The sequence below is a fragment of the Rivularia sp. UHCC 0363 genome, from assembly GCF_034931125.1.
In the GTDB taxonomy this organism is placed as follows: domain Bacteria; phylum Cyanobacteriota; class Cyanobacteriia; order Cyanobacteriales; family Nostocaceae; genus Rivularia.
The window spans coordinates 1-25,680 of record NZ_JAYGHM010000032.1; the positions used below are offsets into that span (position 1 = coordinate 1).

General features: G+C 37.9%; 19 protein-coding genes. 8 read left to right on the top strand and 11 right to left on the bottom strand.

Translation table 11 applies throughout. The features are described 5' to 3' along the window. Positions 1-223: 223 nt before the first annotated feature. Positions 224-1,255 carry a hypothetical protein gene (locus VB797_RS18560; RefSeq protein ID WP_323239204.1) on the bottom strand — a complete coding sequence of 344 codons (1,032 nt, stop codon included), beginning with the start codon at positions 1,253-1,255 and terminating at the stop codon, positions 224-226. A 241-nt stretch (positions 1,256-1,496) separates the two neighbouring features. Between VB797_RS18560 and VB797_RS18565 the strand changes: the two genes are divergently transcribed. After that, positions 1,497-2,120, top strand: coding sequence for a helix-turn-helix transcriptional regulator (locus tag VB797_RS18565; RefSeq protein ID WP_323239205.1), 624 nt, complete (start codon positions 1,497-1,499; stop codon positions 2,118-2,120). An 84-nt stretch (positions 2,121-2,204) separates the two neighbouring features. On the opposite strand, the gene VB797_RS18570 is transcribed toward VB797_RS18565, so the two are convergent. Further along, on the bottom strand, positions 2,205-2,696 hold the full coding sequence (locus VB797_RS18570) for a Coq4 family protein (protein ID WP_323239206.1): 492 nt from the start codon (positions 2,694-2,696) through the stop codon (positions 2,205-2,207). Positions 2,697-2,959: 263 nt separating this feature from the next. Between VB797_RS18570 and cofG the strand changes: the two genes are divergently transcribed. The 3 genes from cofG to VB797_RS18585 all read left to right on the top strand — a co-directional run bounded on the left by cofG (position 2,960) and on the right by VB797_RS18585 (position 7,320). Next, complete coding sequence (cofG, locus tag VB797_RS18575) at positions 2,960-3,946, top strand: 7,8-didemethyl-8-hydroxy-5-deazariboflavin synthase subunit CofG (RefSeq protein WP_323239207.1); 987 nt, start codon at positions 2,960-2,962, stop codon at positions 3,944-3,946. 309 nt (positions 3,947-4,255) lie between these two features. Beyond that, positions 4,256-5,602: an ATP-binding protein gene (locus VB797_RS18580; protein WP_323239208.1), complete on the top strand. Its 1,347-nt coding sequence runs from the start codon at positions 4,256-4,258 to the stop codon at positions 5,600-5,602. Further along, entirely contained in the window at positions 5,599-7,320 is a 1,722-nt protein-coding gene (locus VB797_RS18585) for a tetratricopeptide repeat protein (RefSeq protein WP_323239209.1), read from the top strand. Before VB797_RS18580 ends, VB797_RS18585 begins: the two co-directional genes overlap by 4 nt. Positions 7,321-7,346: 26 nt before the next feature. On the opposite strand, the gene VB797_RS18590 is transcribed toward VB797_RS18585, so the two are convergent. From VB797_RS18590 to VB797_RS18605, 4 genes are all read right to left on the bottom strand, one after another. Continuing rightward, a complete protein-coding gene (locus VB797_RS18590) occupies positions 7,347-9,728 on the bottom strand; it encodes an ATP-binding protein (protein ID WP_323239210.1) in 2,382 nt (793 codons plus the stop codon). 4 nt (positions 9,729-9,732) lie between these two features. Further along, complete coding sequence (locus VB797_RS18595; RefSeq protein WP_323239211.1) at positions 9,733-10,257, bottom strand: Rab family GTPase; 525 nt, start codon at positions 10,255-10,257, stop codon at positions 9,733-9,735. A 51-nt stretch (positions 10,258-10,308) separates the two neighbouring features. Beyond that, positions 10,309-12,492, bottom strand: a complete 2,184-nt coding sequence (locus tag VB797_RS18600; protein ID WP_323239212.1) for an OmpA family protein — start codon at positions 12,490-12,492, stop codon at positions 10,309-10,311. Positions 12,493-12,579: 87 nt separating this feature from the next. Continuing rightward, on the bottom strand, positions 12,580-13,221 hold the full coding sequence (locus VB797_RS18605) for a hypothetical protein (protein ID WP_323239273.1): 642 nt from the start codon (positions 13,219-13,221) through the stop codon (positions 12,580-12,582). A gap of 365 nt (positions 13,222-13,586) precedes the next feature. Between VB797_RS18605 and VB797_RS18610 the strand changes: the two genes are divergently transcribed. After that, positions 13,587-14,798 (top strand): response regulator, encoded by a 1,212-nt coding sequence (locus tag VB797_RS18610; protein WP_323239213.1) that lies wholly within the window; start codon positions 13,587-13,589, stop codon positions 14,796-14,798. 159 nt (positions 14,799-14,957) lie between these two features. Here VB797_RS18610 and VB797_RS18615 read toward each other — a convergent pair whose 3' ends face one another. Beyond that, a complete protein-coding gene (locus VB797_RS18615; protein ID WP_323239214.1) occupies positions 14,958-17,441 on the bottom strand; it encodes a response regulator in 2,484 nt (827 codons plus the stop codon). 159 nt (positions 17,442-17,600) lie between these two features. Between VB797_RS18615 and hflX the strand changes: the two genes are divergently transcribed. From hflX to gshB, 3 genes are all read left to right on the top strand, one after another. Beyond that, complete coding sequence (gene hflX / locus VB797_RS18620) at positions 17,601-19,352, top strand: GTPase HflX (RefSeq protein WP_323239215.1); 1,752 nt, start codon at positions 17,601-17,603, stop codon at positions 19,350-19,352. 619 nt (positions 19,353-19,971) lie between these two features. After that, on the top strand, positions 19,972-20,229 hold the full coding sequence (gene grxC / locus VB797_RS18625; protein ID WP_323239216.1) for a glutaredoxin 3: 258 nt from the start codon (positions 19,972-19,974) through the stop codon (positions 20,227-20,229). 214 nt (positions 20,230-20,443) lie between these two features. Continuing rightward, positions 20,444-21,418, top strand: coding sequence for a glutathione synthase (gene gshB, locus VB797_RS18630; protein ID WP_323239217.1), 975 nt, complete (start codon positions 20,444-20,446; stop codon positions 21,416-21,418). Between the two features lie 117 nt (positions 21,419-21,535). On the opposite strand, the gene VB797_RS18635 is transcribed toward gshB, so the two are convergent. From VB797_RS18635 to VB797_RS18650, 4 genes are all read right to left on the bottom strand, one after another. After that, on the bottom strand, positions 21,536-21,757 hold the full coding sequence (locus VB797_RS18635) for a hypothetical protein (RefSeq protein WP_323239218.1): 222 nt from the start codon (positions 21,755-21,757) through the stop codon (positions 21,536-21,538). A 27-nt stretch (positions 21,758-21,784) separates the two neighbouring features. Then, a complete protein-coding gene (gene ftsZ, locus VB797_RS18640) occupies positions 21,785-23,086 on the bottom strand; it encodes a cell division protein FtsZ (protein WP_323239219.1) in 1,302 nt (433 codons plus the stop codon). A gap of 868 nt (positions 23,087-23,954) precedes the next feature. Then, positions 23,955-24,122, bottom strand: a complete 168-nt coding sequence (locus VB797_RS18645; protein WP_323239220.1) for a hypothetical protein — start codon at positions 24,120-24,122, stop codon at positions 23,955-23,957. A 278-nt stretch (positions 24,123-24,400) separates the two neighbouring features. Beyond that, positions 24,401-25,240 carry a cell division protein FtsQ/DivIB gene (locus VB797_RS18650; RefSeq protein ID WP_323239221.1) on the bottom strand — a complete coding sequence of 280 codons (840 nt, stop codon included), beginning with the start codon at positions 25,238-25,240 and terminating at the stop codon, positions 24,401-24,403. Between the last annotated feature and the right edge of the window lie 440 nt (positions 25,241-25,680).

Genomic DNA, 25,680 nt, shown 5'->3' on the forward strand with positions numbered 1-25,680 from the left:
TATCAAATGAATGATTTATTAGGTCTTTTGACCCATGTATTTATACTATCCTAAATATTTCAGTTTGTAAAGCTTTTTCAGAAAACAAATGTAGCTAATCTTGCAATCCTAAAGATGTATATTGTTCAAAAAGCTTACTGTGCAAAGATTAAAAGCTAATCTAATCAAAAATAAATTCTCATAAATCAAATTGAATTATTAAAATATTATTAAAGTCGCGGCATTAATCAAGTTTAAGATTTGATATAGCTTGTTCAATATCGAGGGTCAAATACTTATCTAGCGCCATGTACATCCAATAAAGAGATGTCTGTGGGTCTTGGCTAGTTTTCTGAAAACCCATAGCTAATGCCAAACTTTGGGCGAATGGATGAATAGTCAAGGTATATAAATCGCAAAGGTTGGGAAAATCTGCCTGCATACTAATTAGAGTTTGTCGGGCATCTTTTAATAATTGACACAAACTTTCGTGGTGCAGATAGCTCGAATCGATTTGAAAGCTGCGGATAAAAAGAGAAGTGCAATCTTCATTACCGGGTTCTGCAATATTAAAAGGGTCGGTTTGACTTGCAGTACTCATATGTAGACTTTTACTCGGAGGTAGAAAAAAATTCTCTTCAGATTCGGAAGCTACAGGATAAAGAATGTAAACACCAACGGGGTCTTGAGTATCGCAACGACGTAAAACCCGCATCCCTTGAGAATATTGTTTAGCCCAAGTACGCAGTTTGTGGGCTATTCTTTGGGGTGCAGCGGTAGTTTTTTTATTCATCCAATCGTATTGACGAGCTAAAAAAGTTGCAACGGGTATAGCGTCTGTACGGGGATTAAAGCGATCGGTGATAAGTTCGATTGACTCAGCAACTTGTGTAGATTCATTAATATCTGACAATGTAGAGCAAATACGAATACAGATATTATTGCCGTCGAATTCCTTTTCAATCAGCCCTAGAGCCACCAACTTATCAATCATCATCCCCGCAGCACGTTCGCTTCCTCTGTCTTCTTCTGCGTAAAACAGTTCGTTGGCTTCGCGGTGAGTACAAGGAACGAAACCTTGAGGTAAATCAAGTTCCGTCAAAGGTTTGACAGCAATTCCTAATTCTTGCTGCTGCTTGAGCAATAGATACGCCCATAACTTTACAAAACATTCAGATCGACGGCGTGTCAAACCGACTCTTCCTTTCAAAAGAGAAATATACTTATGCCGATGTTCGACACAAAACCACTCATCAATACTGGCAAAATCCCTCACCGCAGAAATCCCTGGTAAATTCTTCTAAAAGTAAAGTAGCAATGTTCACAGTCATTATGAATCGATTAACCATACTATACTGCTGAACTTAAGAAAAACTTCACCTCACTTCAGAGGAATTCTTTAAATTTCACTGTACCTTCACTTACTTCAATACGGGTTATAGGGTTGCCGCTCAGTCATTGCGAGTACAGAATCCCGACTATAACAATACTGCTAAGAACTTAAAAGGACATAAATAATGAGTGTTTCGCTTTTAGAGCAGTATCAAAAAATTACATCTACCCAAAGAAGTAAATTTTACAATGGGGCAGCAAAAACTGATATACAGCCTGTATCTAAACTTCATCTGATGCAAGCTGTAATTGAAAGTTTTCTTGACGGAATTTTCATCCTGACAATACAAGGTGATTTAGTTCATGCTAATGAACGTGCGCGTAATATTTGTCAGCAACTTGGGGGTATTGATACAAATCGAGTCCCCGATGAAGTTCAACGTATTTGTCAATCTTTAATCGAAAGTCATCAACTATTTCCCAATCAAAACATATCGATTGAATCAGAAATTGAGACACATACATCAGTCAAAATAAGGATTCGCGTTCGATGGTTACAAACAAATCAAAATAACGATAAGTACTTGCTAGTTACTTTAGAAGACCGCAAACAAACTAATCAAATTATGGCAATTTCTGAAGCTAAAAAATATGGCTTAACTGAAAGAGAATCGCAAGTTTGGTTATTGCGTAGAGCTAATTATTCTTACCAAGAAATTGCTCACGAACTTTATATTACTATCAATACAGTAAAAAAACACTTGAAAAACATTTACGCTAAACAGGAGACAGTTATCAATTATCAATGAACAATTATCAATTATCGTTAACTGTAATAGCTTATCTGTATAAAGATCCGTTTAAATCAGGCTATGCGGGTAGGCTTTATAATATTAGCTGCGGGTGTTTTTGTAAGGCACGGAAGCAATAACACCTAATTTTTCTCTAACTTCATTTAAAGGAGTAGCCCAATCAGATTCTATATCCCAATCAATTAAATCTTTCGCCATTTTGCCATTTTTGATCGCATGAATAATTTCTTTTAAATTACATCTATGTATTAGTAAACCAGCTAATACGAGTATGGCACTAGAAGGACGAAAAACTTGAGAACGAGTAAAAGCTTGCAATATGAATTCATCATTTTTAGATGGAGAAAGCCCGGTAACAACGTGCCAAATATCATGAGTGCGCTGTATCCAATCTCCGGATTTCAGCGGTTCAAAACCATTGTCATCGAAAAACCGTGCTACTTCTCTACCTAATGTACCTTCGGGAAGTTGACGTAATTCTAGCAAATTGATGTCTAACTCTCGTCCAGGATAAATCTGAGGATTTATCGTTTGAGCCATCTTTAAAATAAAGCCGAGATTCCCTTTCTCCATAGTTTAATTTATCCTGTAAACAAATTAATACTTCACAGTCATTTCTGTTAAATGGCAGCTTTACTAAACTTCGCTTACCGTCATGTATCTATTTTAAAAAGGATTGCTTTTTATGCGAAGTACCCCAGCGGGTACCTTTTTTTATGTAGATGATAGAATATGTGGAATAATCCTATATATAGATTTGTATTTAGAATAAAATTATTGCAATATAGATTGCAAATTCAGATTATTTTAAGATTTATTTTTATATTATTTATCTGATGTCATTTTCTAATTCTCGTACAGTTTCCTATAGCCCTGCTTACACTATAGTTCCCACCTACGAATGCTTTAACAGGTGTAGTTACTGCAACTTTCGCACCGACCCCGGAAGTCCGATGCTTTCGTTATCTACGGCAAAAGATATTTTCAAAAGACTCCAAAACCAAAATGTTTGTGAAATATTAATACTTAGTGGAGAAGTACATCCACATTCATCACGCCGAGAACAATGGTTTAACTTGATTTATGATTTGTGCGAATTAGCGTTATCAATGGGTTTTTTACCTCATACAAATGCGGGAATTTTGAGTTTTGGGGAAATGCAAAAGCTAAAAAAAGTTAACGTTTCAATGGGGTTAATGTTGGAACAGTTAACACCGGCTTTATTGCAAACCGTTCATAAACACGCACCAAGTAAATTACCGGAATTGCGGTTGCAACAATTACAGTGGGCTGGTGAATTAAAAATACCTTTTACAACCGGATTATTATTAGGAATTGGAGAGACAGAAGTAGATTGGTGGGATACATTAGAAGCGATCGCTCAACTGCATCAAAGTTATCAAAATATTCAAGAAGTGATCTTACAACCGCACAGTCCGGGTACTCAGCAAAGTTTCGATTTTCCACCCTTTAATCCGCATCAACTACCAGAAGTTATTGCTAAAGCACGGCAGATATTACCAGCAGATATTACAATTCAAATTCCGCCAAACTTAGTTAAAGATCGACAATGGTTGCTTGCTTGTATCGAAGCAGGTGCAAGAGATTTGGGCGGAATTAGTCCTAAAGATGAAGTAAACCCCGATTATCCGCATATTCAAGAAAAGGAATTGCGAGAAATATTGCAACCAGCAGATTGGGATTTGGTAACGAGATTACCCGTTTATCCGCAGTTCGATGGATGGTTGTCTGGGGATTTGGAAGCTGGTGTGAGGAGGTGGAGGGAAGAGTTTGGAGTGTTATCTTCCAGCATTCTCAGTTAGCCTCGCAAACCGCCTTGGAATAAATTCCCAAAGTCAAAGTCAAAGTCTGATAAATCTTACATCTTGCACCAGTTGCAATAACCGCCTTGGAATAAATTCCCAGGCTCATATACGAAGTCTTCTAAAGAAGACTGGGTAAGAATTTTAGTGCGTTTTAACGTACTTTGTATATTAGCCCTAAAATTGATTTCAAGGCGGATTTTTAGGCTTAAAGAAATAGTTCAAGATTTTAGTTGGAATAAGCTTAAAAATTTTTACTGATATAGCCAATTTTTCTTATACTTAAAAAATACCGCTAGAGTGCGAAATATGCTTCAAAACTCTCCACAAGAAAAGGAATTACTCAAAAATCTATACAATGCCTTTGACCCTTTTCGTCCTTTACCTGCTGGCGATCCAACTTATGTAGATTGTCGCGAGGTGCGCGGTGATGGGGATATTTTGGAGGATTTGGGGAATCGGATTTTGCTTTCTGATACAAAGACTTGTCAGCTATATTCCGGTCATCGGGGTGCTGGTAAATCTACGGAATTGCTGAAATTAAAGCAAGCTTTGGAAGAACAAAAGTTTTATGTGGTTTATTTCGCTGCTGATGAGGAAGATATTGAATCGGAAGATGCTGAATATACCGACATTCTGCTTGCTTGTACTCGACACATTTTAGAGGAACTGAAAAATAGCGCTAATCCTAACCTATTATTAGACTGGTTAAAAGACCGTTGGGAAGATATCAAAGATTTAGCGCAAACGGAAATGTCCTTTGATGGGATGAGTGTGGAAGGACAAATATCTCAGTTTGCAAAACTAACAGCGAATTTGAGAACCGAACCTACTCTACGTCATAAAATTCGCAAAAAAGTAGACCCTTATACAGTTACTTTAATTGATGTTTTAAACCAGTTTCTCAAAGAAGCAAAAAAGCAACTTCCTAACGGTTGTACAAAATTAGCGGTAATTGTTGATAATTTAGATCGAATTGCACCAATTATTAGTGATGATAATCAAAAGACTAATCATGAAGAAATATTTCTTGACCGTAGCGAACAACTCAAAGCTTTAGATTGTCATCTAATCTACACCGTACCCATATCATTAGTATATTCGCGACGGGGAACCGATCTCAGAGATATTTATAGTGATACTCAAGTTTTACCAATGGTTATGGTGCGGACTCCCGATGGAAAAGTTTACCAACCGGGGTTAGATAAAATTAAAGAAATAATTATTAAAAGAGTCAATCAACATACGACTTATTTAACTATAGATACAGAAATATTTGACAGTCCCGAAACATTCGATCAACTGTGTTTAATGAGCGGGGGACACGTGCGAAATTTACTGTTGTTAACTCAGGATGCTATCGCTCGTACAGCACAATTACCAATTTCTCAAAAAGCAGTCAGACGAGCCATTACGGAAGCAAGAAATACTTATCGTCAAACGGTTGAACATAGTGAATGGGATTTGTTAGCAGAAGTATTTCGTTCCAAGCGAGTAGTTAACGACAAAAAGTATCGCAGTTTATTGTTTAATCGCTGTCTTTTGGAATATCGTTACTTAGATGCAGAAGGTGAAATTGAGCGTTGGTGTGACGTTCATCCTTTGATTCAAGGAATACAAGAATTTAAAGAATTAGTGGCGAAAAATCAGCCATGACATCAGAAATTGATTGGGACGAAGATTTACCCGCTCAACCAGAAGAAGAAATAAGCGCATTTGTTCGCACTTTGGAACGATCGCAAGGTTTTCGTTTATTATTTGTGCGCTGTACTCCAGTTGAAGGTGAAGAGTTAATTATTAAAGTTAAAGAAGATTTACCGAAAAAGACAATTGAAGTTTTACGGTTTGACGAACCCATCGATAATTTATATGAGATTGTCAAAAAATTACCAAACCGAGAACAGATAAATATTTTATTTATTCAGGGTTTAGAACATTCACTATACGAGTACGAGCAAACCAAATTTGGTGAAAAAAGCGAACGATTTGCTTATAGTTGGAAAGGGATTCCGAAAATCCTTAACCACTTAAATTTACATCGAGAAAGATTTCGAGATACATTTAATATTTGCTTTGTTTTTCTGCTTCGTTCGTTTTCCTTAAAATACTTTATCCATCGCGCTCCAGATTTTTTTGATTGGCGCTCTAGCATTTTTGAGTTTCCGACGAAGCCGGAATTATTAGAGCAAGAATCATCTCGTTTGATTGATGAAGGGGATTATAAAAAATATTTAAGCTTAACTCCACAACAGAAAATTCAAAAAATTCTGGAAATTGAAGAATTACTGGAAGAAAAGCACCAGACTCTTGATAAGAAAGCTGAATTATTAAGAGAGCAGGGAAGATTACAGATTGCTGCCCAAGAGTATGAAGCAGCTTTTGAAGCATTAGACAAAGCAGTTGAAATTAAACCCGATTATCACCAAGCTTGGTACAACCGGGGTAATGCGCTGCGTCAGTTGGGAAGATTAGAAGAAGCACTCGCATCTTACGATAAAGCAGTTGAAATTAAACCCGATTATCACGATGCTTGGAACAACCGGGGTATAGCGCTCGATGATTTGGGAAGATTAGAAGAGGCGATCGCATCCTACGACAAAGCTGTTGAAATTAAACCCGATGATCACCTAGCTTGGGGAAACCGGGGTATAGCCCTGCGTGAGTTGGGAAGATTAGAAGAGGCGATTGCATCTTACGATAAAGCAGTTGAAATTAAACCCGATTATCACGAAGCTTGGAACAACCGGGGTATAGCCCTGCGTAAGTTGGGAAGATTAGAAGAGGCGATCGCATCCTACGACAAAGCCATTGAAATTAAACCCGATGATCACCAAGCTTGGTACAGCCGAGGTATAGCGCTGCGTCAGTTGGGAAGATTAGAAGAGGCGATCGGATCTTACGATAAAGCAGTTGAAATTAAACCCGATTATCACCAAGCTTGGTACAGCCGGGGTTTAGTGCTGCGTCAGTTGGGAAGATTAGAAGAGGCGATCGCATCCTACGACAAAGCTGTTGAAATTAAACCCGATAAACACGAAGCTTGGTACAACCGGGGTATAGCCCTGCGTGATTTGGGAAGATTAGAAGAGGCGATCGCATCTTACGATAAAGCTGTTGAAATTAAACCCGATAAACACGAAGCTTGGTACAACAAAGCTCGCTGTTACGCTCTACAAAATAACATCGACCAAGCAATTGAAAACCTACAAATCGCCATCAATCTAAATCCCGAAGAATATCGAGAAATGGCAAAAACGGATAGTGATTTTGCTTCCATTCGTAATCACGATCGCTTCCAAAAACTTATATACAAGGCTCAATCTAGTCAGCGCAAGTGGGGTTTGCTTGGATGGTTCTCCAGATTTATAAACTGAGGGCTATTTGATGCGTCGCTTTCCACTTAATACTTCTCCCGCTCCTGTATCAAAGCAATTTCTACATTTTCATATTCAGCTTTAATTTTATCAATTTGTTCTTTTACTTCTTCCCACATTTCATTGATTAACGTCATCTCTAATTCCGTACATAAACCGGCAAAATTAGATGCTCCTAATGTTGCACTACTCGAAGAAAGTATATGAACCAGTCGCCGAAGTGTATTAAAATTACTATTACTTAATGCAACCTGAATCTCTTGCAAAAATTTTGGAGTTTCTTGTAAATAATCATCGATAGTTGTTAGTACAAATTCTTTGGCATTTACCGCACAATTAAAATTAGCTATGCGATGAATTTCTTGTAATGCCGCAGTGTCTATTATTAAATCATTTTGATTGCGAGATTCTGCTTGATTAACTTTGATTACTTTGTTAATCTGCTCTCTATTTATTTGACAATTAGTAAGCACCTCCATCAGCTGTTCAATGTGAAAAGGTTTAGCAAGGAAATCATCGATCCCAGATGCTAAATATTTTTCTTTATCGCTTAACATTGCACTCGCAGTTAATGCAATAATTCGGGGACGCACTGAGGGTTCCCACTCCTGAACAATATGCTGTGTTGCTGTCATGCCATCCATTTGAGGCATTTGCATATCCATTAATACCACATCGTAGGGCTGACTACGCAATGCTGTGAGTGCTTCTAAACCATTGTTGGCAACGTCTGCTTGATAGCCCATTCGCTGTAACATTAAAGCGATCATTCTTTGATTGGTTGTGTAATCTTCTACTAAAAGTATTTTCAAAGGATGTTTTTGGGCGATCGCAGTATCAATCACAATATCAGATGCTTTTGCTTCGCTTTCCCATTGCTGACTTAATTGTGTTTTGATCGCCCGAGTCGTAATTGTGAAGTAGAATGTACTACCTTGATTTGGCTGGCTTTCAACCCAAATTTTACCACCCATTAATTCGCTTAATTGTTTACAAATTGCAAGTCCTAAACCCGTACCTCCATATTTTCTAGTTATCGAAGAATTTACTTGACTAAAAGCTTTAAATAAACGATTTATCAGATTGCTTGGTATACCAATTCCAGTATCTTTGACTGCAAACTGAATTTCTAAATTATTTTTTTCATTACCAATAATTTGACGTTCACGACTTGTTACTGAAAGTTCAACACTTCCATTTTCAGTAAATTTGATAGCGTTATTTAGTAAGTTAATTAAAATCTGCCGTAGTCGGCTTATATCCCCGACAATAAGGGTTGGAAGTTCGGAATTGCGATGGAAAATAAGTTCTAATTGTTTTTCTTGTGCTTTTAGGGTTAATAAGGAAAGAGCTTCTTCAATACAGCTATTTAAATGAAAAGGTTCTTGTTCAATTTCTAAATTTCCGGATTCAATTTTGGAAAAATCAAGAATATCGTTAATGATTTCTAGTAATGCTTTACCGCTGTTACGAATAGTTTCAACAAATTCTTCTTGCGGTTCTGACAAATCAGTATGTGAAAGTATATCAGTCATCCCAATTACTGCGGCAACTGGAGTCCGAATTTCATGACTAATCATTGCTAAAAACTCTTGTTTTGCAAGCTCAGCTTGTTTGCGGGCTGTCATATCTCGCAGTATATAAACATAACCTTGAAAATGCTCAATTTCTGTCTGGACTTTAGAGCATGAAAAAGCTACTGGAATTGTTTTTCCGCTTTTAGTTTGACAAAATGTTTCTACTTCTTTAACTAAAGGAGTTATCGGACCAAACAAAGGAGTTTGAATATTACCTCTTTGCGCTATTTCTTCTTTCCAATTGTCAACTTCTTTTAATACGGTAGAAATAGATTCTCCACAAATTTCTGCTTCATCATATTCTAATAAAATTTGTGCGGTACGGTTTATTGTTTTGATTTTTCCTGATGCAGTTGTCACTAATAAAGCATCAGCCATAGATGTGACAATTTGGTCAATATATTGTTTAGAAGCAGTCAGAGTACGTAATAAAAGATTAGCTTCGTTAGCTCCTTGTACCAAAGATTGTTCGAGAACCATTCGTTCCGTCACATCTTCAACAACTATTAATAGCTGATTACTAATTAAATTATCTTTAATATTGTTGGCAATACGAATATCAATATAAATTGGATTTAAAGCTTTTTTAGTACGAATTATTCCTTTAAGTTCAAAATTATCTTGTTTTCCCTCTCGAATATCGCTAGCAATAACCTCAACTCCAAATAATTCGGGGAAACCAATCCGCACATCTTTCCCTAACTGCACTTCATGAGAATATTCAGCCAGAAGGTTTACTTTTGGAGATAGTTCGATAATCTTCCAAAATTCGTTGATAATGAGATATTCAATCCGACGTAAGGATAATATATTTGTAAATAAGGAATTCATGTTATTAAATTATTGAATGTGCTAAAGATTGAAAGATGTTATCAACGTTGGTTCCAGTTTTAGCCGAACTAGCATAAGTTGCAACAAAGCTACTATCATCGCTAAAACTATAAATTTGCCGATATTTTTCTAAGTATTCGCTATCAATTAAGTCCGATTTATTTAAAGCGATCGCAACTTTACCTTTCGGATTAACTTTTAAGAATGCTTGTAGATGTTCTGAAAGATTTTCCAGGGATTCTGGACGAGTCACATCACCAACTAAAATTGCTCCTGTTGCTCCTTGAAAGTAGCTTGCAGAAATTCCTTTAAATTTACTGCTTCCTTCTATGTCCCAAATTAGTAACTGCAACGTTAGATGTTTTGGCTGTTCTGAATCGGTGACTTCTAGAGATTTACGAGAAATTTTTACTCCCACAGTTGAAAGATATTTATCGCTAAACTGTCTATCGACAAATCTACGAATTAAGCTCGTTTTTCCTACACCAAAATCACCAATAAGACAGATTTTTTTCGATATACTTGACATAATTAAAAATAAATTTTTAGGTATATTTGTTATAATTGTTAATATAAATATTTAATTTTTATCTTTATGAATTGGTTCTAAAACAACGCAGCGCATTAACCATGAAGGTTGATTTGCATTAATTGCTGGAGGTAAATCTGTTTTACCAAATACTTGTAAACGAGATGGAGAAATACCTTGCTTAATCAACTCTTGCTGTACCGCTTCTGCTCGTTCAAGCGCTAGTTTTTTAGTTACTGAAGTACCAGATTGAGAATAAATATAACCAATAAGTTTTAAATTCTGCGTTGGATTTTCATCCAGAAATACTTGTACTTGCTTTACTTTATTTTCTAAATCTTCAGGTACTAAAGTTAGCGAATCTGGCTGGAAATAAAACCGCACGTCAATAGAAACAGGTTTGATTTGTACTGTACTTGATACAGTTTTCACTCCGGGAATTTGTTCAAATGCTTGAGTAATTGTTTGAGCGTCTGCAATTTGGTTAACAGTACCCGCGATCGCAACTTTTCCATCGGTATAATCTGCGGAAATCGCGGTACCATTCATCCGATTTAAAACTGCGGTAACTCGTTCAACTTCAGAAGCAGCTAATACTGGTGATGCTGGTATTTCTACTGAAATAATCTGATTGTCAATTTGCCAATTAGGAACTGTGGAAGTAGCAATTTGTTTTGCTTTTGTTTTCAAGAAATCATTGGGTACTCTTCCTGTTAATTTGAGTTTATCCCCATCTGCTTTAACATCAAGACGATAAACTGATAATTCTGGTGTAGAAGCTAAAGCCAACGCTGTTTTATTTTCAACTGCACTAATTACACTACTACGATATTGCCAAAGACCCCAAGGAATAAAAATAATTCCCAGAATTGCTAAACTTAACATTAATAAAGGAGAAGGTTTGTTTTTCTTTTCCTCACGCTTAAAATCTATTAAAGCTTCTAAAAGTGTATTTATTTCATTTGGAATTGTCTCTAAATCGCCCTCAAATTTATTTATAGACTTCCCATAAGTTGTGACAATTTTACTGAGAGTTTCCCGCATTTGAAAAATAAATCGTTTCGGGGTTTCTCCTTTGACAATAATTGCCAAATAACAATATCCTGCAACTTCTAAAATTATTTTAAAATTACCGTAATCAATCTCATCAAGTTCGGAAACATTCCCCGACTGAGCCATACAATCATTAGCAAAGCTGCGAATTGCCGTCAGCATTCCTGCGATCATATCTGACTCAAGCCGTTCCGAATCAGCAGATTGAATATCGCAAATAATTAACCCCGAAGTTTTGTGAATTAAAAATATCGCTTGAGGAATGAAAGATATAGATTCTCTAACAATTAATTCTGCCTCAGAAACTCCCTGTAACTTAGCTTGAATCTTGCGTTTTATACCTTCAACACTTAAAGTATTTTCAACTTGTTTATTAATTGCTTGAATAGTTTCTCCCATATACTTGGCAATTGTGTTACCAATTACGGGGTAAAGTGCATCCACGATTTTATCTTTTTCTAAGACAATTTGTTTTTGAATTGCCTCTCCCATCGCTGGTGCGATCGCGTTTGTAAATTCCTCTGAATTAACGTTGATTTGTTGAGCAATTGCGATGGGAACCGCCGCTGCTAAAGCCGCTCCCATACTATCTTTATCTTGCTCGACTCTGCTATGAATCGCAGTATCAATAATTGGTGTAATTGCTTCTACAACTTCCGCTTTTGATTCTATAATTTTACGTCTCAAAAGTTCGGTAATTTGCGGTAAAAGTAGCTTCAACAATTCATCAGAATCGTACAGTTGATGGTTGAGATTAGCTATGTCTTGCTGAATTTCTGCTAACTCATCTCCAACTAAAATATCCTGTAACTGTTGAAAAGCAATAATCTTTTCTGCGGAGTTATCTGTGTTTAATTGACTTAAATCTGATTTGTGTTCATATGGCGTAATTTGTACTGCAATTTCTTCTATTGGTTTCTGGTAGCTTGGTAATTTAGCTTGAATTTGAGGAGAATCCAATTCAGCTTCTAAGTAAATAGTAGATTGATTTTCCTTATCATTTTCAACAGACGATATATCATCTCGATTACGCACTTGCGACGAATTTAAGGGAATCTGAGATTGGTTTTTTTCGTCACAATTATTATCCGGTTGTTCGATAACCGTTAATTCCACAAGCAAATTGAGAAAATTCTCAAGCTGTAAGGTTTCTTCCCGATTTAACTCAGCAGATTCAGACATTTAATCAGTTAAAAGTTAACAGCAAACAGTTAAGAGTGAGGAGTTAATAATTACCAATTACCTCTCCCCTCATTCCCCCATGTATTATCAAGAATTAGCTTCCGAAGCACCGTTAAAGTGAGAAAGTAATTCTGATTTCTCTTTTCTGAGCAACATAAAAGAATTATTCTCGCTGTTATCGTCTCCTGCTTCGCGTAACATAGGAATAAATTCGTTTTCTTTAAGACGCATTCCCAAAGCGAATAATGTCTCAGCCATATCGTCTTTAGAAACTTTACTTTGTCTTAAAGTAGAAAAACGTTGTTCAATTTCTTCTAAGACTAAATCTCGTAAAGTTAAGACTTCTTCTTCTAGTTGAATTTTTGTTTGAGAAATATCTTCTCGAATAGATTTCGTTTGAGAATTTAATTCATTATCTAACGATTGTACGCAACTGGAAAATCTTCTATTCAATCTATCAACCTGCTGACGTAAATCAGCTGCTTCTTCCTCGTGGTTAAGATTAAATAACTTCAGTTTTTTCTCTAAGCTTTCAAATCCCGTTTTTAATTCTGCTGAAAAGCCAACCTTAAGTTGCTCGACGTGAGAACGCATCTCTTGCTGTAAAAGCGAAATATCTGATTCTAACTTGCCAAATCTGATATCATATTCTCTTAACTGCGCCCCAAAAATAATATCGCGGATTTGGTCGATATTACCAAGCCGTTCCCTTACTTCTTCTCTAAGCATTTGATTCACTGAACGTATCCCTTATTGGTAGATTTACTGATATATAAAGTTATTTCTCAAACTTTGATCTAGCTTGTAGCTTCTAGTATATGAAGCTTCCAGCAACAGAATTTATCTGTCTCATAAAGTCATTATTCCCATTTATATGAAGTTTCTATCAGGGAGCGCTAAGATTTTTTCCAAACTGCTTCGTGCTTTAATTTAGTTACGTATCTATGTCACGGCATTGTCACATTGTTTCGTTAGTGTTATGAATGTAAGCAGCTAGAATTATCTTTAATAATTTAAGCTGTAAGAAACTTAAATTTGATTTTTTTTTCTTCTACCATCTACCATCTGCCTTATTTTAAGAGAACAAAGTTATCATGGTGCATACAGAATTGATAGCATATAAAGACTTAATTGAAGAATTTAAAGCTTGTACAAAAACCCAATATAGCGGCAAGTTAGATATTATAACTTCTAAAAACAAATGGAGTTTATATTATCGGTTTGGACGCATTATTTGGGCAACAGGGGGTATTCATCCGTTTCGACGTTGGCGCAGAAAAGTTACTCAATATTGCCCTGAGATTAATATTGATGAAATATATTTAGAACCGATTGAATTAGAAAAGGAACTTTGGGACTTTCAATTATTAACTACTTTATATAAACAACAAAAAGTAGATAGAACTCAAGTCGAATATGTAGCAAAGAATGTTATTTTAGAAGTGTTATTTGATATTGCACAGCAAGCAAATTTTGAAGATGTATGTTGCGTTCGCAATCCTAAAGCTGTCTTAGATATATCGCTCACTTTCATGAATACCGATTTCTTCATCAAGCGGATGGAAGAAGAATGGCTTGCATGGTCATCGGCTGGATTAGCAAGTTTTACTCCTCATTTATCACCAGAATTATTGCAAGCAAACGAAATTCAAAAAATCGTCACTCCGAATGTTTACAAAAATTTTGTTAACTTCATTAACGGCAAATATACTTTGCAGGATTTGGCTATTAAATTGAAGTTTAATGTATGTAAAATATCCTCAGATTTATTACCCTTCATCCTCAGAGGATTTATTCAACTGTCGGAAGTAAGCGATTTACCTTTATCAGTAAAACAAGTCAAAAATAATCTCAAAGTTTTACCGCAAAAAGAATTAAAAAGACCACTTATTGCCTGTATTGATGACAGTCCTCAAGTATGTGGAATGTTAGGAAGTATTATCATCTCAAATAATATGAGGTTTGTCAGAATTCAAGATGCGATTCAAGCTTTACCAATTTTAATCGAGCAAAAACCAGATTTAATATTTTTAGATTTGATGATGCCAGTTGTCAACGGATACGAAGTTTGCGCTCAAATCAGAAGGGTTGCTCAACTTGCCCATATTCCCGTAATTATATTAACTGGTAGCGATGGTCTCTTTGATCGATTCCGCGCTAAGGTAGCTGGTTCTACTGACTTTATGACTAAACCAATAGTTGCAGAAAAGGTTTTAGATACAATCGAGAAATATCTAGATAAAACACCGCATTTACAACAGCAAACGCCATCTAATAAAGTATCACAACCACAACTTGCAGTATAAATTTAACACTACCTAAATAACAGAATATTAATCCGAATAGAGCGGTTCCCTCTGGTTCCCAGACTCTGGCTGGGAACATATTGCATAAGGCTCCGCCTCTCATCACTATGGGAGGCAGAGCCTCTAATTTAGGGTTACTAGGCGGAGCCTAGTAACCAGTCATCCTTCCCAAAGATGACGCAAACGGTACATAAATGCCGAAATATTGCAAGGAACGTTAATATAATCAAAACACCCCAAACAAAGAGCTTTTTCTACTTCACCTGTAGTTTGAGATAACCACACAACTTTAGAGCTTTGGATAACTTTATCTCGCTTAAAATGTTTAAGTATTTCTAACCCATCTAATCCTGGTAAATTTTCTTCAAGTAAGATAATTCCACCATGTACGGAAGGGCTTTTTTCTGCCAATACTTTTAAAGCTGTTTTCCCATCTTTTAGCCAATGGACATGATAGCTTCTGGTTAATAATGCTTCCATAATCAAGTGGGCAAATTTTGAATCTTGATGTAGTAGAATTACATCTTTGTAGACAGGTAAACGATCGGATAGAAGCGGCTTCCAATTGAAGGGTAAAATGCAATTTCCACCAGATTCTTTGGCTTTTTCCATTGTGGAAGCAGCGCTTTGATAAAGTGTTTGTATATCGCTGCCATCTTCTGGATATTGGGTAACACCAGAGCTAAAACTAATATGAATTTTTTCTTCTTTAAATTCAAATTCAATTGAGCGCAGCATCTCTAATATTTCTGCTAACCATTCAACTCCATAACCGCGACTGATACCATACATTCCAACTAAAAACTCTCCTCCATTCCAAGAAGAGACAATATCTTCAGTTCGTAATTCTTTTCGCAACAAACAAGCTAAACGACGCAGTATTTTATCGCCAAATTCATGTCCTAAATTACGATTTATTTCCTGTAAACGATCTATTCTCAATACTGCTAAACAAAAACACTGTTGATATTGATTCGCTAAATGTAATAGTTTTTCTAAATCTTGGGTGGAACGTTGACGATTTGGTAAACCAGTTAGGTGATTAATTTCTGCTTGTTCTTGTAATAAACGAGTACGTTCTAAACGATTGAAAATACGGATAACTAATTCCGGAGCAACAACCGGCTTATTAATAAAATCATCAGCCCCTGCGGAAAATACTTGTTGAATAGTCTCAGCATCTCGCTGTCCGGTAAGAAATACAATCGGTAGCCAAGCCCACTGAGAATCATTACGTAATAGTTGACACAGTTCAATGCCATCAATATTAGGCATTTGTACATCTAGTATGAGCAAATCCGGCAACACCGATCGCAGTTTATCCCAAAATAGCCGCGAGTCACTTAAGGTCGTTACCTCTATTCCCCAAGGTTCGAGCAATGTTTGTACCAGTCGTAGAGTCATGCGATCGTCATCGACTACCATTACTTTAGCTTCGATTTTTTTTGCTGGTTTTAAGGTTTGGGTAACGGCTTCAAGTACACGGTCTGGGGAAATCGGTTTATGAAAAAAGCCTTGACTTTTACGACGAGCAAGTGCAACTCGATCGGTCGATAATTCTTGATGGGTAAATATCAGTACGGGAATGGGAGGAACATGATTTGACATTTCCTCCAGAAACGTAAATTCATCTTTTGTCGTATCAGATATATCCATCAAAATAATATCTGGACGAACCCGTTGTAGTGCATCTGAAGCAAGCTTCGGGTTAAGCGCGATCGCAGTTTGCAATCCTTGTACTGTTGCAGCTTCTACCAAATTATCAATAAAATCTTGATCTCGATCTACAATCAATAACCGAGTTTGCGATTCATAGGATTCAATTGGATGCTGACTTTGCACAAGTAATGGTTGTACAGTATGAGAATTATTTTTGAGGAAAGATATTTTATTCTGTGATTTTGTAGAAATACTAGAAACAGATTTGTTACTCAACTCAAAACTACTATCTGTTGAAGAAGCTTTCTGAAATATTGGATTCAACCTATACCCCAATCCGAAAACTGTTTCAATCAAATCGGGAGCTTTCGCAGCTTTTAATTTCTGTCGCAGTCGTTTAACTAGCGTCCTAATCGCATCTCTAGTTGGCGGTTCGTCTTCAAAAGTCCACAGTTGATTTAAAATGCTATTTTGGCTGTGTATTTTTTGTGCATCTCGCATTAATAGCTCTAACAAACAATATTCTTTCTTTGTTAAATTTAAAGCAGCATCAGCGTATCTGATCTCTCCAGTTCTAGGCTCCAAACAAAGATTTCCCCATTCCAATACCGTCGATACTGCGGTAGTCTTTCGCCGCAGCAAGGCTCGGATTCTAGCAGTTAGCTCCGGTAAAGATACTGGCTTTACAACGTAATCATCAGCACCAGCATCCAACCCTTTAACCTTATCTTCACTAGTGGCTCTGGCAGTTAAAAACATCACCAAAACCTGTAAACCTTTGGCACGCAAGCGACTGCAAAAAGTAATTCCATCCAGCTTTGGCAATATCACATCTAGCACAATCAGATCGTATTCTTGTGCTTCAACAAAATCCCAACCTTCTTGTCCGTCTACCGCAACATCCACAACATACCGATGTTCGGTTAGATTCGTTTTCAGATCTTTTGTGAATCGCTGATCATCATTTACCAGTAGAATCTTCATCTCTAGGGAACATATTAGTTAAATATTTTTTTACGGCAAGTATAGCTTAGGGGGATGGGGGGATGGGGGGATGGGGAGACAAGGGGAAGTTAATTGATAATTGTTGATTGAGCTAACATATATATAGATGTATACGGGGGACTAGAAAACTAGTCATTGATGCCTATAGAGACTATTTATGGTAAACTCCAGGGTCTCAAACACAGCCAGCAAAAGCAATTGCAGCGGCTGTACCACCAGCGCATACCGGGTGATAGTTTTACAACTCCGGAATTCGCTCAAAGACTGGCGGCAATTAGTACTGAGATAAATCAGCCAGTATGTGCCTATCTTAACCGTCGCGGACAAGTGATTCGGGTTGGGGTAGGGACTCCGCGTAAGACCCAAATTCCGCCGAGTGAATTGCCACGGTACGGTGGAGAACGACTTAGCGGTATTCGTTGTATTGCTACTAATCTAAAGCCAGAACAGCCCAACGATGAGGCTTTGACGGCTATGGCACTACAAAGATTAGATGCTTTGATTGTACTTAATGTTACAGGAGCGGGATTTCAACGCCGGGGTGGTGGGTCTACTGGGTATGTTAAGGAAGCTTATTTGGCACACTTAGCACCTCAAGACGCTCGCGCTCTAATTAATAACCCTAGTTCTCAAGTCGCAACCAGCGATTATACTTCTCCTAGTTGGAGTGTTTCACCACCAATGAGTCTGGATGCATTGAGCAAACAAGACTTTCTGGATTTGGTTGAAGGGCTTGAAGAAGAATTCCAGCGAGAATTTGTAGCCAAAGAAGTAGATAGCGATCGCGATCTCGTCGTTATTGTTGGGGTTATAACTCAAGATAAAACATCTCACCAACAGTTCAACGATACTTTGACAGAACTAAGTCGGTTGGTGGATACCGCTGGGGGACAGGTTTTACTGACCATGCAGCAAAAGCGATCGCGAATTCATCCTCAAACGGTTGTCGGTGAAGGTAAGGTACAAGAAATTGCTTTGAGCGTTCAAACTTTAGGAGCAAATCTTGTCGTTTTTGACCGCGATTTATCACCAGCGCAGGTCAGAAATCTCGAACTTCAAATAGGGGTTCGGGTAGTTGACCGTACCGAACTAATTCTAGATATTTTTGCTCAACGCGCTCGTTCCGGTGCTGGTAAGCTGCAAGTAGAACTGGCGCAGTTAGAGTATATGTTACCGCGACTAACTGGTAGAGGTCAGGGAATGTCCCGACTTGGGGGTGGTATCGGTACGAGGGGGCCCGGTGAAACCAAGCTGGAAACCGAACGTCGTGCCATTAGTCAGCGCATTACTCGCTTGCAAAAAGAAGTAAACCAATTACAAGCACATCGAGAACGGTTAAGACAAAGAAGACAGCATCAAGAAGTACCGACAATTGCAATAGTAGGTTACACCAATGCCGGTAAATCTACTTTGCTCAATGCTTTAACTAACGCTGATGTTTACACCGCAGACCAGTTGTTTGCAACCCTTGACCCGACAACGCGCCGCTTGGTAGTTCCTTACGGTGAAACACAAGAAACACAAGAAATTCTATTTACGGATACGGTAGGGTTTATACACAAATTACCAGGGGCGTTAATGGATGCGTTTCGCGCCACCTTGGAAGAAGTGACTGAAGCAGATGCCTTAGTACATTTAGTCGATTTATCTCATCCGGCTTGGCTCAGTCACATCCGCTCAGTCAGGGACATCCTAGCGCAAATGCCTATAACACCAGGCCCCGCGCTGGTAGTCTTCAACAAAATTGACCAAGCCAATAGCGAAACCTTAGCCTTAGCTAGGGAAGAATACCCAATGGCAGTGTTTGTTTCCGCATCTGGGCGACTTGGGTTAGAAACCTTAAGAGAGCGTTTGGGGCAGCTAATTCAATACGCTATCACTACCGGATAAACACGTAGACCATCAATCTTAAATAAATTCACGCTCCTGGAGAATTTTTCTTTAGGAGTAATTTTGTAAGTAGGGAGTAGCGAAAAGTTAGGAGTTAGGAGTTAAGAATTAGGAACTATACCATTTCTTGATAAAGATACGCCTAATAACAGCCTACGCAGGTAGGCTTTGTAATATTAGCCCCAGCCTTCTAGGCTGCGGGTATTTTTTAAATTCCCCCCCATCCCCCCATCTTTTTCATGCGGTAAATACTAGGTACTTTTTTAAACAATATAAAATAGATCAGTGTCAATACTGAGGTATACCGTATTTAAACTGAAATACTATAAATTTGTTACGCACCTGGATTCAAGCCAACAGAATTCTTGTGTTTTGTGCCTTATATGAGTCTGCTGTTGCTCCTGATAGTAGGCTCATTCGCACTTACTCTATAGTTTAAAGTTTCTTTTGAGTCTTATTTAACACATATACAAAGTAATCCAAATCACTATTTTATACTTTAATACTATAAGATTGCAGTTTAGATATGTATCAAAAGTGGATAAAATTACTTATGAATCATCAACAGCTATTTATAAGGTTCTAAAATTAAGAATTGCTAAGTCAACAAGAGGACGTTATGGCTGCCAAAGTAGAAATTTACACTTGGAGTACTTGCCCGTTTTGTATACGCGCTAAAAGTCTGTTGAAGAGAAAGGGAGTTGACTTTATCGAATACAGCGTGGATGGAGATGAAGAAGCACGAGAAAAGATGGCTCATAGAGGAGATGGACGACGTTCCGTACCGCAAATTTTCATCAATGATGCCCATGTTGGTGGTTGCGACGATATTTATGCTCTAGAGTCTCAAGGCAATTTGGATGAGCTATTAGCTTAAGAATATAGATATGGCTCATAGTTAGATATTCCTTGAAGCTGACTCCCACCCGTGGGTTAGGGTGGGTTTTCTAATTTTAGATTTTAGATTTTAGATTAAAGAAGCAAGCTTGGACGAAAGTAAAAAGTTATTGATAATTGTTAATTGTTCAAAGGGGGGGATAATTTTAAAGGAATCACCGCAATATGAATGAACGCTTAATTGAGGCAATCGCGTGAAACTGGCTTTTATTATCGATCCTATCCAAAACTTAGACCCTTGTCATGACACTAGCGTTGCCATGATGGAAGCGGCTTGTATTTTGGGACATGAAGTATGGATAACCCAAGTAAATCATTTGAGTGTTGTAGATAATGCTGCTTGGGGGCATCTCGAACGAGTCGAAATTATCCCCGTTGAGCTACTGGAGGGAGGCTACAAAGCTGCAAATCCCTGGTACAAGCTAAGCGATAAAACTAATATTTGTTTAAATGCAATGGATGCCGTTTTCATGCGGACAGATCCACCAGTAAATGATGTTTATCTTTACGCTACTTATATTCTGGACTATATCGACCAAAACAAAACTTTGGTTGTTAACAGTCCTAAAGGTATTCGGGATGCTAATGAAAAAATGTATGCTCTCCAGTTTACCCAAGCCATTCCCGAAACCATTGTCAGCGCGGATAAACATCTAATTCGCAAGTTTGTTGAAGACAAAGGTGCTGCGGTTCTAAAACCATTGGGAAACAAAGCGGGAGAAGGAATTTTATTTTTGGAACCAGGCGATCGCAATTTTAATTCCATAGTAGAACTGAGTACGCTACGAGGACGAGTACCAGTGATGTTACAAACCTTTTTACCGGAAGCAAAACAAGGAGATAAACGAATTATCTTACTTGATGGCGAACCAATGGGGGCGCTGAACCGTCTTTCCGCTCCTGGAGAATTTCGTAATAATATGGCAGCCGGTGGTACGGTTGCTCAAACAGAAATTACTCCCAGAGAACGGGAAATTTGTACTCAATTAGCCAAAACTTTACAAGAAGATGGCTTAATATTTGTCGGGATTGATATTATCGGTGGTTATTTGACTGAAGTTAACGTTACTAGTCCTACGGGTATTCGCGAAATTGATCGATTTAGCAATACAAGCTTAGGTAAAAAAGTTATTGAATGGATCGAACAAGCGACTCGAAACCATAAGTAACAATTAAATCAGTATTTAAGATTTGCTCTGCAAGTCTTAACCTCACACTAAATAGAATTTTGCCAGTTTTTTGGTAGTTTGCGATTCTGAAATAGAAGTAAAATAATGCACCAAGATTTAAGTGTAAATACAGTTTAAATCCTTAGAAATAATGGTCAGAAAATTAGACATTACACAATATATCGCCGACATTGATGTCGCGATTAAGCCACGTAATGAGACTAGATTTTTTTGCGAGATATTGGCAGACAATGATTTTTTATCAACACCCTGCATCCCCGTCGCGACCGCAACTAAATCGGCATCGTAACCTATGCTTCCTTCAAGGCTTGTAGCCATTAAGTAAGCGGTCAATCAACTAAACATTTAGTTGTTCGGATTACGTCGTTTTTGCAGAAACGGAGGAATTTCCAATCCAGGTTTTTCTTTGGGTTCGACTGGCTTTTGAGAATTGGAATTAGCGGTTGATGATGGTTGGGGCATTGTCCGCCGCTGCTGGGCTGCGGGCGGTGGGGCTACTCTACTATTGGGAGTAACGCTTTGCTGTTGTTGGGATTGGATTTCACCTGTAAATCCAGTAGCAATTACGGTAATTCTGACTTCTCCTTCGAGTCTGTCATCAATTACCGCGCCAAAAATAATATTGGCATTGGGGTCTACCACTTCATAAATTGCTTCAGCCGCAGCATTCACTTCATGTAAAGTTAGGTCGCTACCGCCGGTAATATTAAATACCACACCTCTAGCACCTTCGATAGAACATTCGAGCAAAGGTGAAGAAATTGCCGCGATCGCCGCTTCCCGAGAGCGTGATTTGCCAGAACCAATGCCGATTCCCATCAAAGCTGAACCTGCATCTGCCATCACGGCTCGCACGTCGGCAAAGTCAACATTTACCAAACCGGGAATGGTAATGATATCAGATATGCCCTGTACACCTTGACGCAATACATCATCCGCGTAACGGAAAGCTTCTTGGACGGGTGTTTGCTCTGGAATCACTTCCAAAAGTTTGTTGTTGGGGATGATAATTAAGGTATCTACCCTACTTTTCAAAGCCTCAACACCTTGCTCTGCTTGACTAGTGCGACGACGACCTTCAAACACAAACGGACGGGTCACAACACCAACCGTCAAAGCACCCATTTCTTTAGCAACTTCAGCGACAACCGAAGCTGCACCCGTACCAGTACCACCTCCCATTCCAGCGGTGATAAATACTAAATCAGCTCCATCTAAAGCCGATGCAATTTCATCTCTAGATTCTTCCGCTGCTTTTTGACCAATAGCAGGATTACCACCCGCACCCAAACCCCGCGTCAGCTTTTGTCCAATTTGCAGACGACAAGGAGCCGCAGCCATTGTTAAAGCTTGAGCATCGGTATTAATCGACCAAAATTCTACTCCACTCAAATCGGAAGCAATCATGCGGTTAACAGCATTTCCACCACCACCACCAACACCAATTACTTTGATATTGGCAACCCTACCGGGGACGATATCCCCAATGGGATTTTCTTCGGGAGAATGGTTGTTGCTGTTTTGCCCCAAACTTAGCCCAGAATGACCAAAAGGGTTATTGGTACTGATTCCTGCTAGCGAGATTCCTTGCTGTCCGGGAGACTGCGAGTTTTTATAAGTAAGCCCTTGGTTATTATCAAGTGTCATTGGATTTACGTGCATTCAGATAAACGACTTCTAGGGGTGTAATTTACCCGCTCCCGTCAATAAATAAACATTGCTTCAAAAGAAAGTCGCGGCAATGTTTTTTTCTGTTCTTGGGCTTCCCAACAGCAATAGAGGTTGAGGAGCGTGATTCTTTTAGTTGGCGATCTTCTTATTTTCCTCGATGGACAACTAATTCAAGAGTTGTATACTTAATTTACTTAAACAAAGAACTGTATAAGTTCAACCGATTTTACTATTTTTACTTGTTGTTGCCTTCATATAAGCTCGATAACTCCAAATTCTTGTTGATAATGGATATTGGTCATTAATTTTACAACTAATAGCGTTTTTTTTGGTTTATCGCCAGAAATACTGGTTTAATTTTGAAAAAAATTGAAAACAATTAAACAATTAAACAAGTAATACACCGATCCAAGCATGGAAATGATGACGTTAAAATTTGTTTACCAATATATATTGCGAGCTATGAGGACGTAAATTATCTATATGTAAAATAAATGTTTGACTCCTCACTCGTGGGGTTCCTACTCGTATATTTTTTCAAGATGCGTCTTAACACATCTTTTCGATGAATACGGTCATTACCGCAATTTGGTTAGATAGATGCATGATGATTTCTAACCGTTACTTAAAAAATGGGCAATTCTCCCCAAAACTGGATAAAACTACCCATCATCACCTGACCTTAACGGCTAGTTCAGGATTACAGCTTGGATTCTCACCAAGTTCCTTAACACGAGTCACATTTGATGTACCGACCTCCACAAGTCTTCCAAGCTGGGGTTTCCCCGCGTTCCTTGTAGAGTGACTGCTAAGGTTCGCTGTTAACGAGTGTTGATTATAAAACTCATGACGACGTACCGACTTGAGCTTTTTGTTGAGTCGGTACCATGAAGCCCAAACGTGTCTCCTGCGAACCTTTCCCTGCCGGGAGAGCGATATGAGCAGGCACTGACTCACTTAGTCCCATTGCTCTTCGAGCAAGAACTAAACCGGAGGCGGTATCGGAACTCATTCCATACAACGCCATAAACTTTGTCAACCCTCGAAACTTCATCATCACAAATTGTCTTACATCTTGCACCCTTGGATTTAAGCGTAACTATAACAAATGGGAGATTTATACTCCCTAACGGTAGGTTTTTTATAATTTTGCCAAACCTAAGACGACACAGCCATGTTAATTGTGGTGTAAGTTACTCCCAAAACAACAATCATTAATATATATTTATCAGCATAAAACTTATTTACAAACTAGGAGTGTTTTATACATTCGTCACCATAGGAATATTTTTAGGGAGTTTGAGAGTCAATCTTCTTTAATTTATGGTTCATCTGTACTAAAATTGTTTCAGGATTTGTTAAGTCTATAAACTCAATTTGACTCATATTTTCTTGAACTGGTAAGCGGCGAATTTTTGCCAATAATTTGATTTTCTCTGCTAATTCAGAAGTTGGGCTGCCAATATGTACGAAACCTAATTCTGTTTTTAAAATTATGTTATTAGGATTTTGACAATCAATTTCCATTACTTTTACAGAACTGTTGTTTACTGCTTGATAAAGCGGTTTCCAAAAGGAACGGCATTGCTGTAAATCGCCGATTAGTTTGAGACTAGGTAATTTATTTGCAGGAATTGATTTATAGTTTTCTATCCTCACCTCAACACCATTGATATCTATTAATCCCTCTACTAGTTTTTGATTTTTAGTATCAGCATCCTCTATCTTCTGATTTTGAGTAATTGCTACAGGCAATATTTCTGATACTTTAACTGTCAGTCCCGGTGGAAATAAACGACGAGTTACTGTTGCTTCCGTTATACCTGGTTGCTGCTTTAAAGACGCACTCAGACGACTTGGTTCAACTCGCCATAAAGACTGGGGATAAGATAATTGCATTTTTGACTGAATCGATTCATCAGATAATAACTGATTTCCGGAAACAGTAATATCTTTCTGACTTTTGAGTACCCATATTGGTTGAATTAAAAACCACAGTAAACCACCCGCTAACCCTGTTATTGCAAGGGTTCGCCAGATTTTGCTAATAATTTTTACCTGTCTGTTACGACGTAGTTTTTCGCGACGACCTGCCAATTCGGTGGAGGAAACTGATAATATTTCCGGCATCTAAACCTCGAAATGCATTTTGGTTCAAGTTATTGTATGAAGATGAATAAATTAGTTGAAGCCAAGGCTTTTGAAGTAAATAATTTATTTTCTAAGCATTTTCCTTTAAGTTTTCCCATAACAATAGTGGATTTAAAAAAACGCGAATCATTGACGTGTATTTTTGCTCTAATGTAGCCTTTTTACTTTAGAGTGACATTTATTTTCAAGTCAAACGGCTACAAATAATATAGAATTTACAACCATTCTTTTACGTATTCGGCTCAGAAACATTGACCGTCCTGCGTTACACCCCTTTTTTAATTTGGCTTATCGCTTAATAATCGCCCAATAATTAAATGCCACATTATACACGCTCAAGGCTTACTGCATCCAAAACTAATACCAATTTATTCTTTTTTGAAAAAAAAACCAGATAAACTCAAGTTGACTTGACGTAT

What these genes read in the sequence shown, in the direction of transcription:
- VB797_RS18600 (WP_323239212.1), bottom strand. Translation starts at nt 12,492, where the DNA reads ATGTCTGAATCTGCTGAGTTAAATCGGGAAGAAACCTTACAGCTTGAG.
- cofG (WP_323239207.1), top strand. Translation starts at nt 2,960, where the DNA reads ATGTCATTTTCTAATTCTCGTACAGTTTCCTATAGCCCTGCTTACACT.
- VB797_RS18645 (WP_323239220.1), bottom strand. Translation starts at nt 24,122, where the DNA reads ATGAGTTCCGATACCGCCTCCGGTTTAGTTCTTGCTCGAAGAGCAATG.
- VB797_RS18590 (WP_323239210.1), bottom strand. Translation starts at nt 9,728, where the DNA reads ATGAATTCCTTATTTACAAATATATTATCCTTACGTCGGATTGAATAT.
- ftsZ (WP_323239219.1), bottom strand. Translation starts at nt 23,086, where the DNA reads ATGACACTTGATAATAACCAAGGGCTTACTTATAAAAACTCGCAGTCT.
- VB797_RS18595 (WP_323239211.1), bottom strand. Translation starts at nt 10,257, where the DNA reads ATGTCAAGTATATCGAAAAAAATCTGTCTTATTGGTGATTTTGGTGTA.
- VB797_RS18580 (WP_323239208.1), top strand. Translation starts at nt 4,256, where the DNA reads ATGCTTCAAAACTCTCCACAAGAAAAGGAATTACTCAAAAATCTATAC.
- VB797_RS18610 (WP_323239213.1), top strand. Translation starts at nt 13,587, where the DNA reads ATGGTGCATACAGAATTGATAGCATATAAAGACTTAATTGAAGAATTT.
- hflX (WP_323239215.1), top strand. Translation starts at nt 17,601, where the DNA reads ATGCCTATAGAGACTATTTATGGTAAACTCCAGGGTCTCAAACACAGC.
- VB797_RS18605 (WP_323239273.1), bottom strand. Translation starts at nt 13,221, where the DNA reads ATGCTTAGAGAAGAAGTAAGGGAACGGCTTGGTAATATCGACCAAATC.
- VB797_RS18565 (WP_323239205.1), top strand. Translation starts at nt 1,497, where the DNA reads ATGAGTGTTTCGCTTTTAGAGCAGTATCAAAAAATTACATCTACCCAA.
- grxC (WP_323239216.1), top strand. Translation starts at nt 19,972, where the DNA reads ATGGCTGCCAAAGTAGAAATTTACACTTGGAGTACTTGCCCGTTTTGT.
- VB797_RS18585 (WP_323239209.1), top strand. Translation starts at nt 5,599, where the DNA reads ATGACATCAGAAATTGATTGGGACGAAGATTTACCCGCTCAACCAGAA.
- VB797_RS18570 (WP_323239206.1), bottom strand. Translation starts at nt 2,696, where the DNA reads ATGGAGAAAGGGAATCTCGGCTTTATTTTAAAGATGGCTCAAACGATA.
- VB797_RS18650 (WP_323239221.1), bottom strand. Translation starts at nt 25,240, where the DNA reads ATGCCGGAAATATTATCAGTTTCCTCCACCGAATTGGCAGGTCGTCGC.
- VB797_RS18635 (WP_323239218.1), bottom strand. Translation starts at nt 21,757, where the DNA reads ATGGCTACAAGCCTTGAAGGAAGCATAGGTTACGATGCCGATTTAGTT.
- VB797_RS18615 (WP_323239214.1), bottom strand. Translation starts at nt 17,441, where the DNA reads ATGAAGATTCTACTGGTAAATGATGATCAGCGATTCACAAAAGATCTG.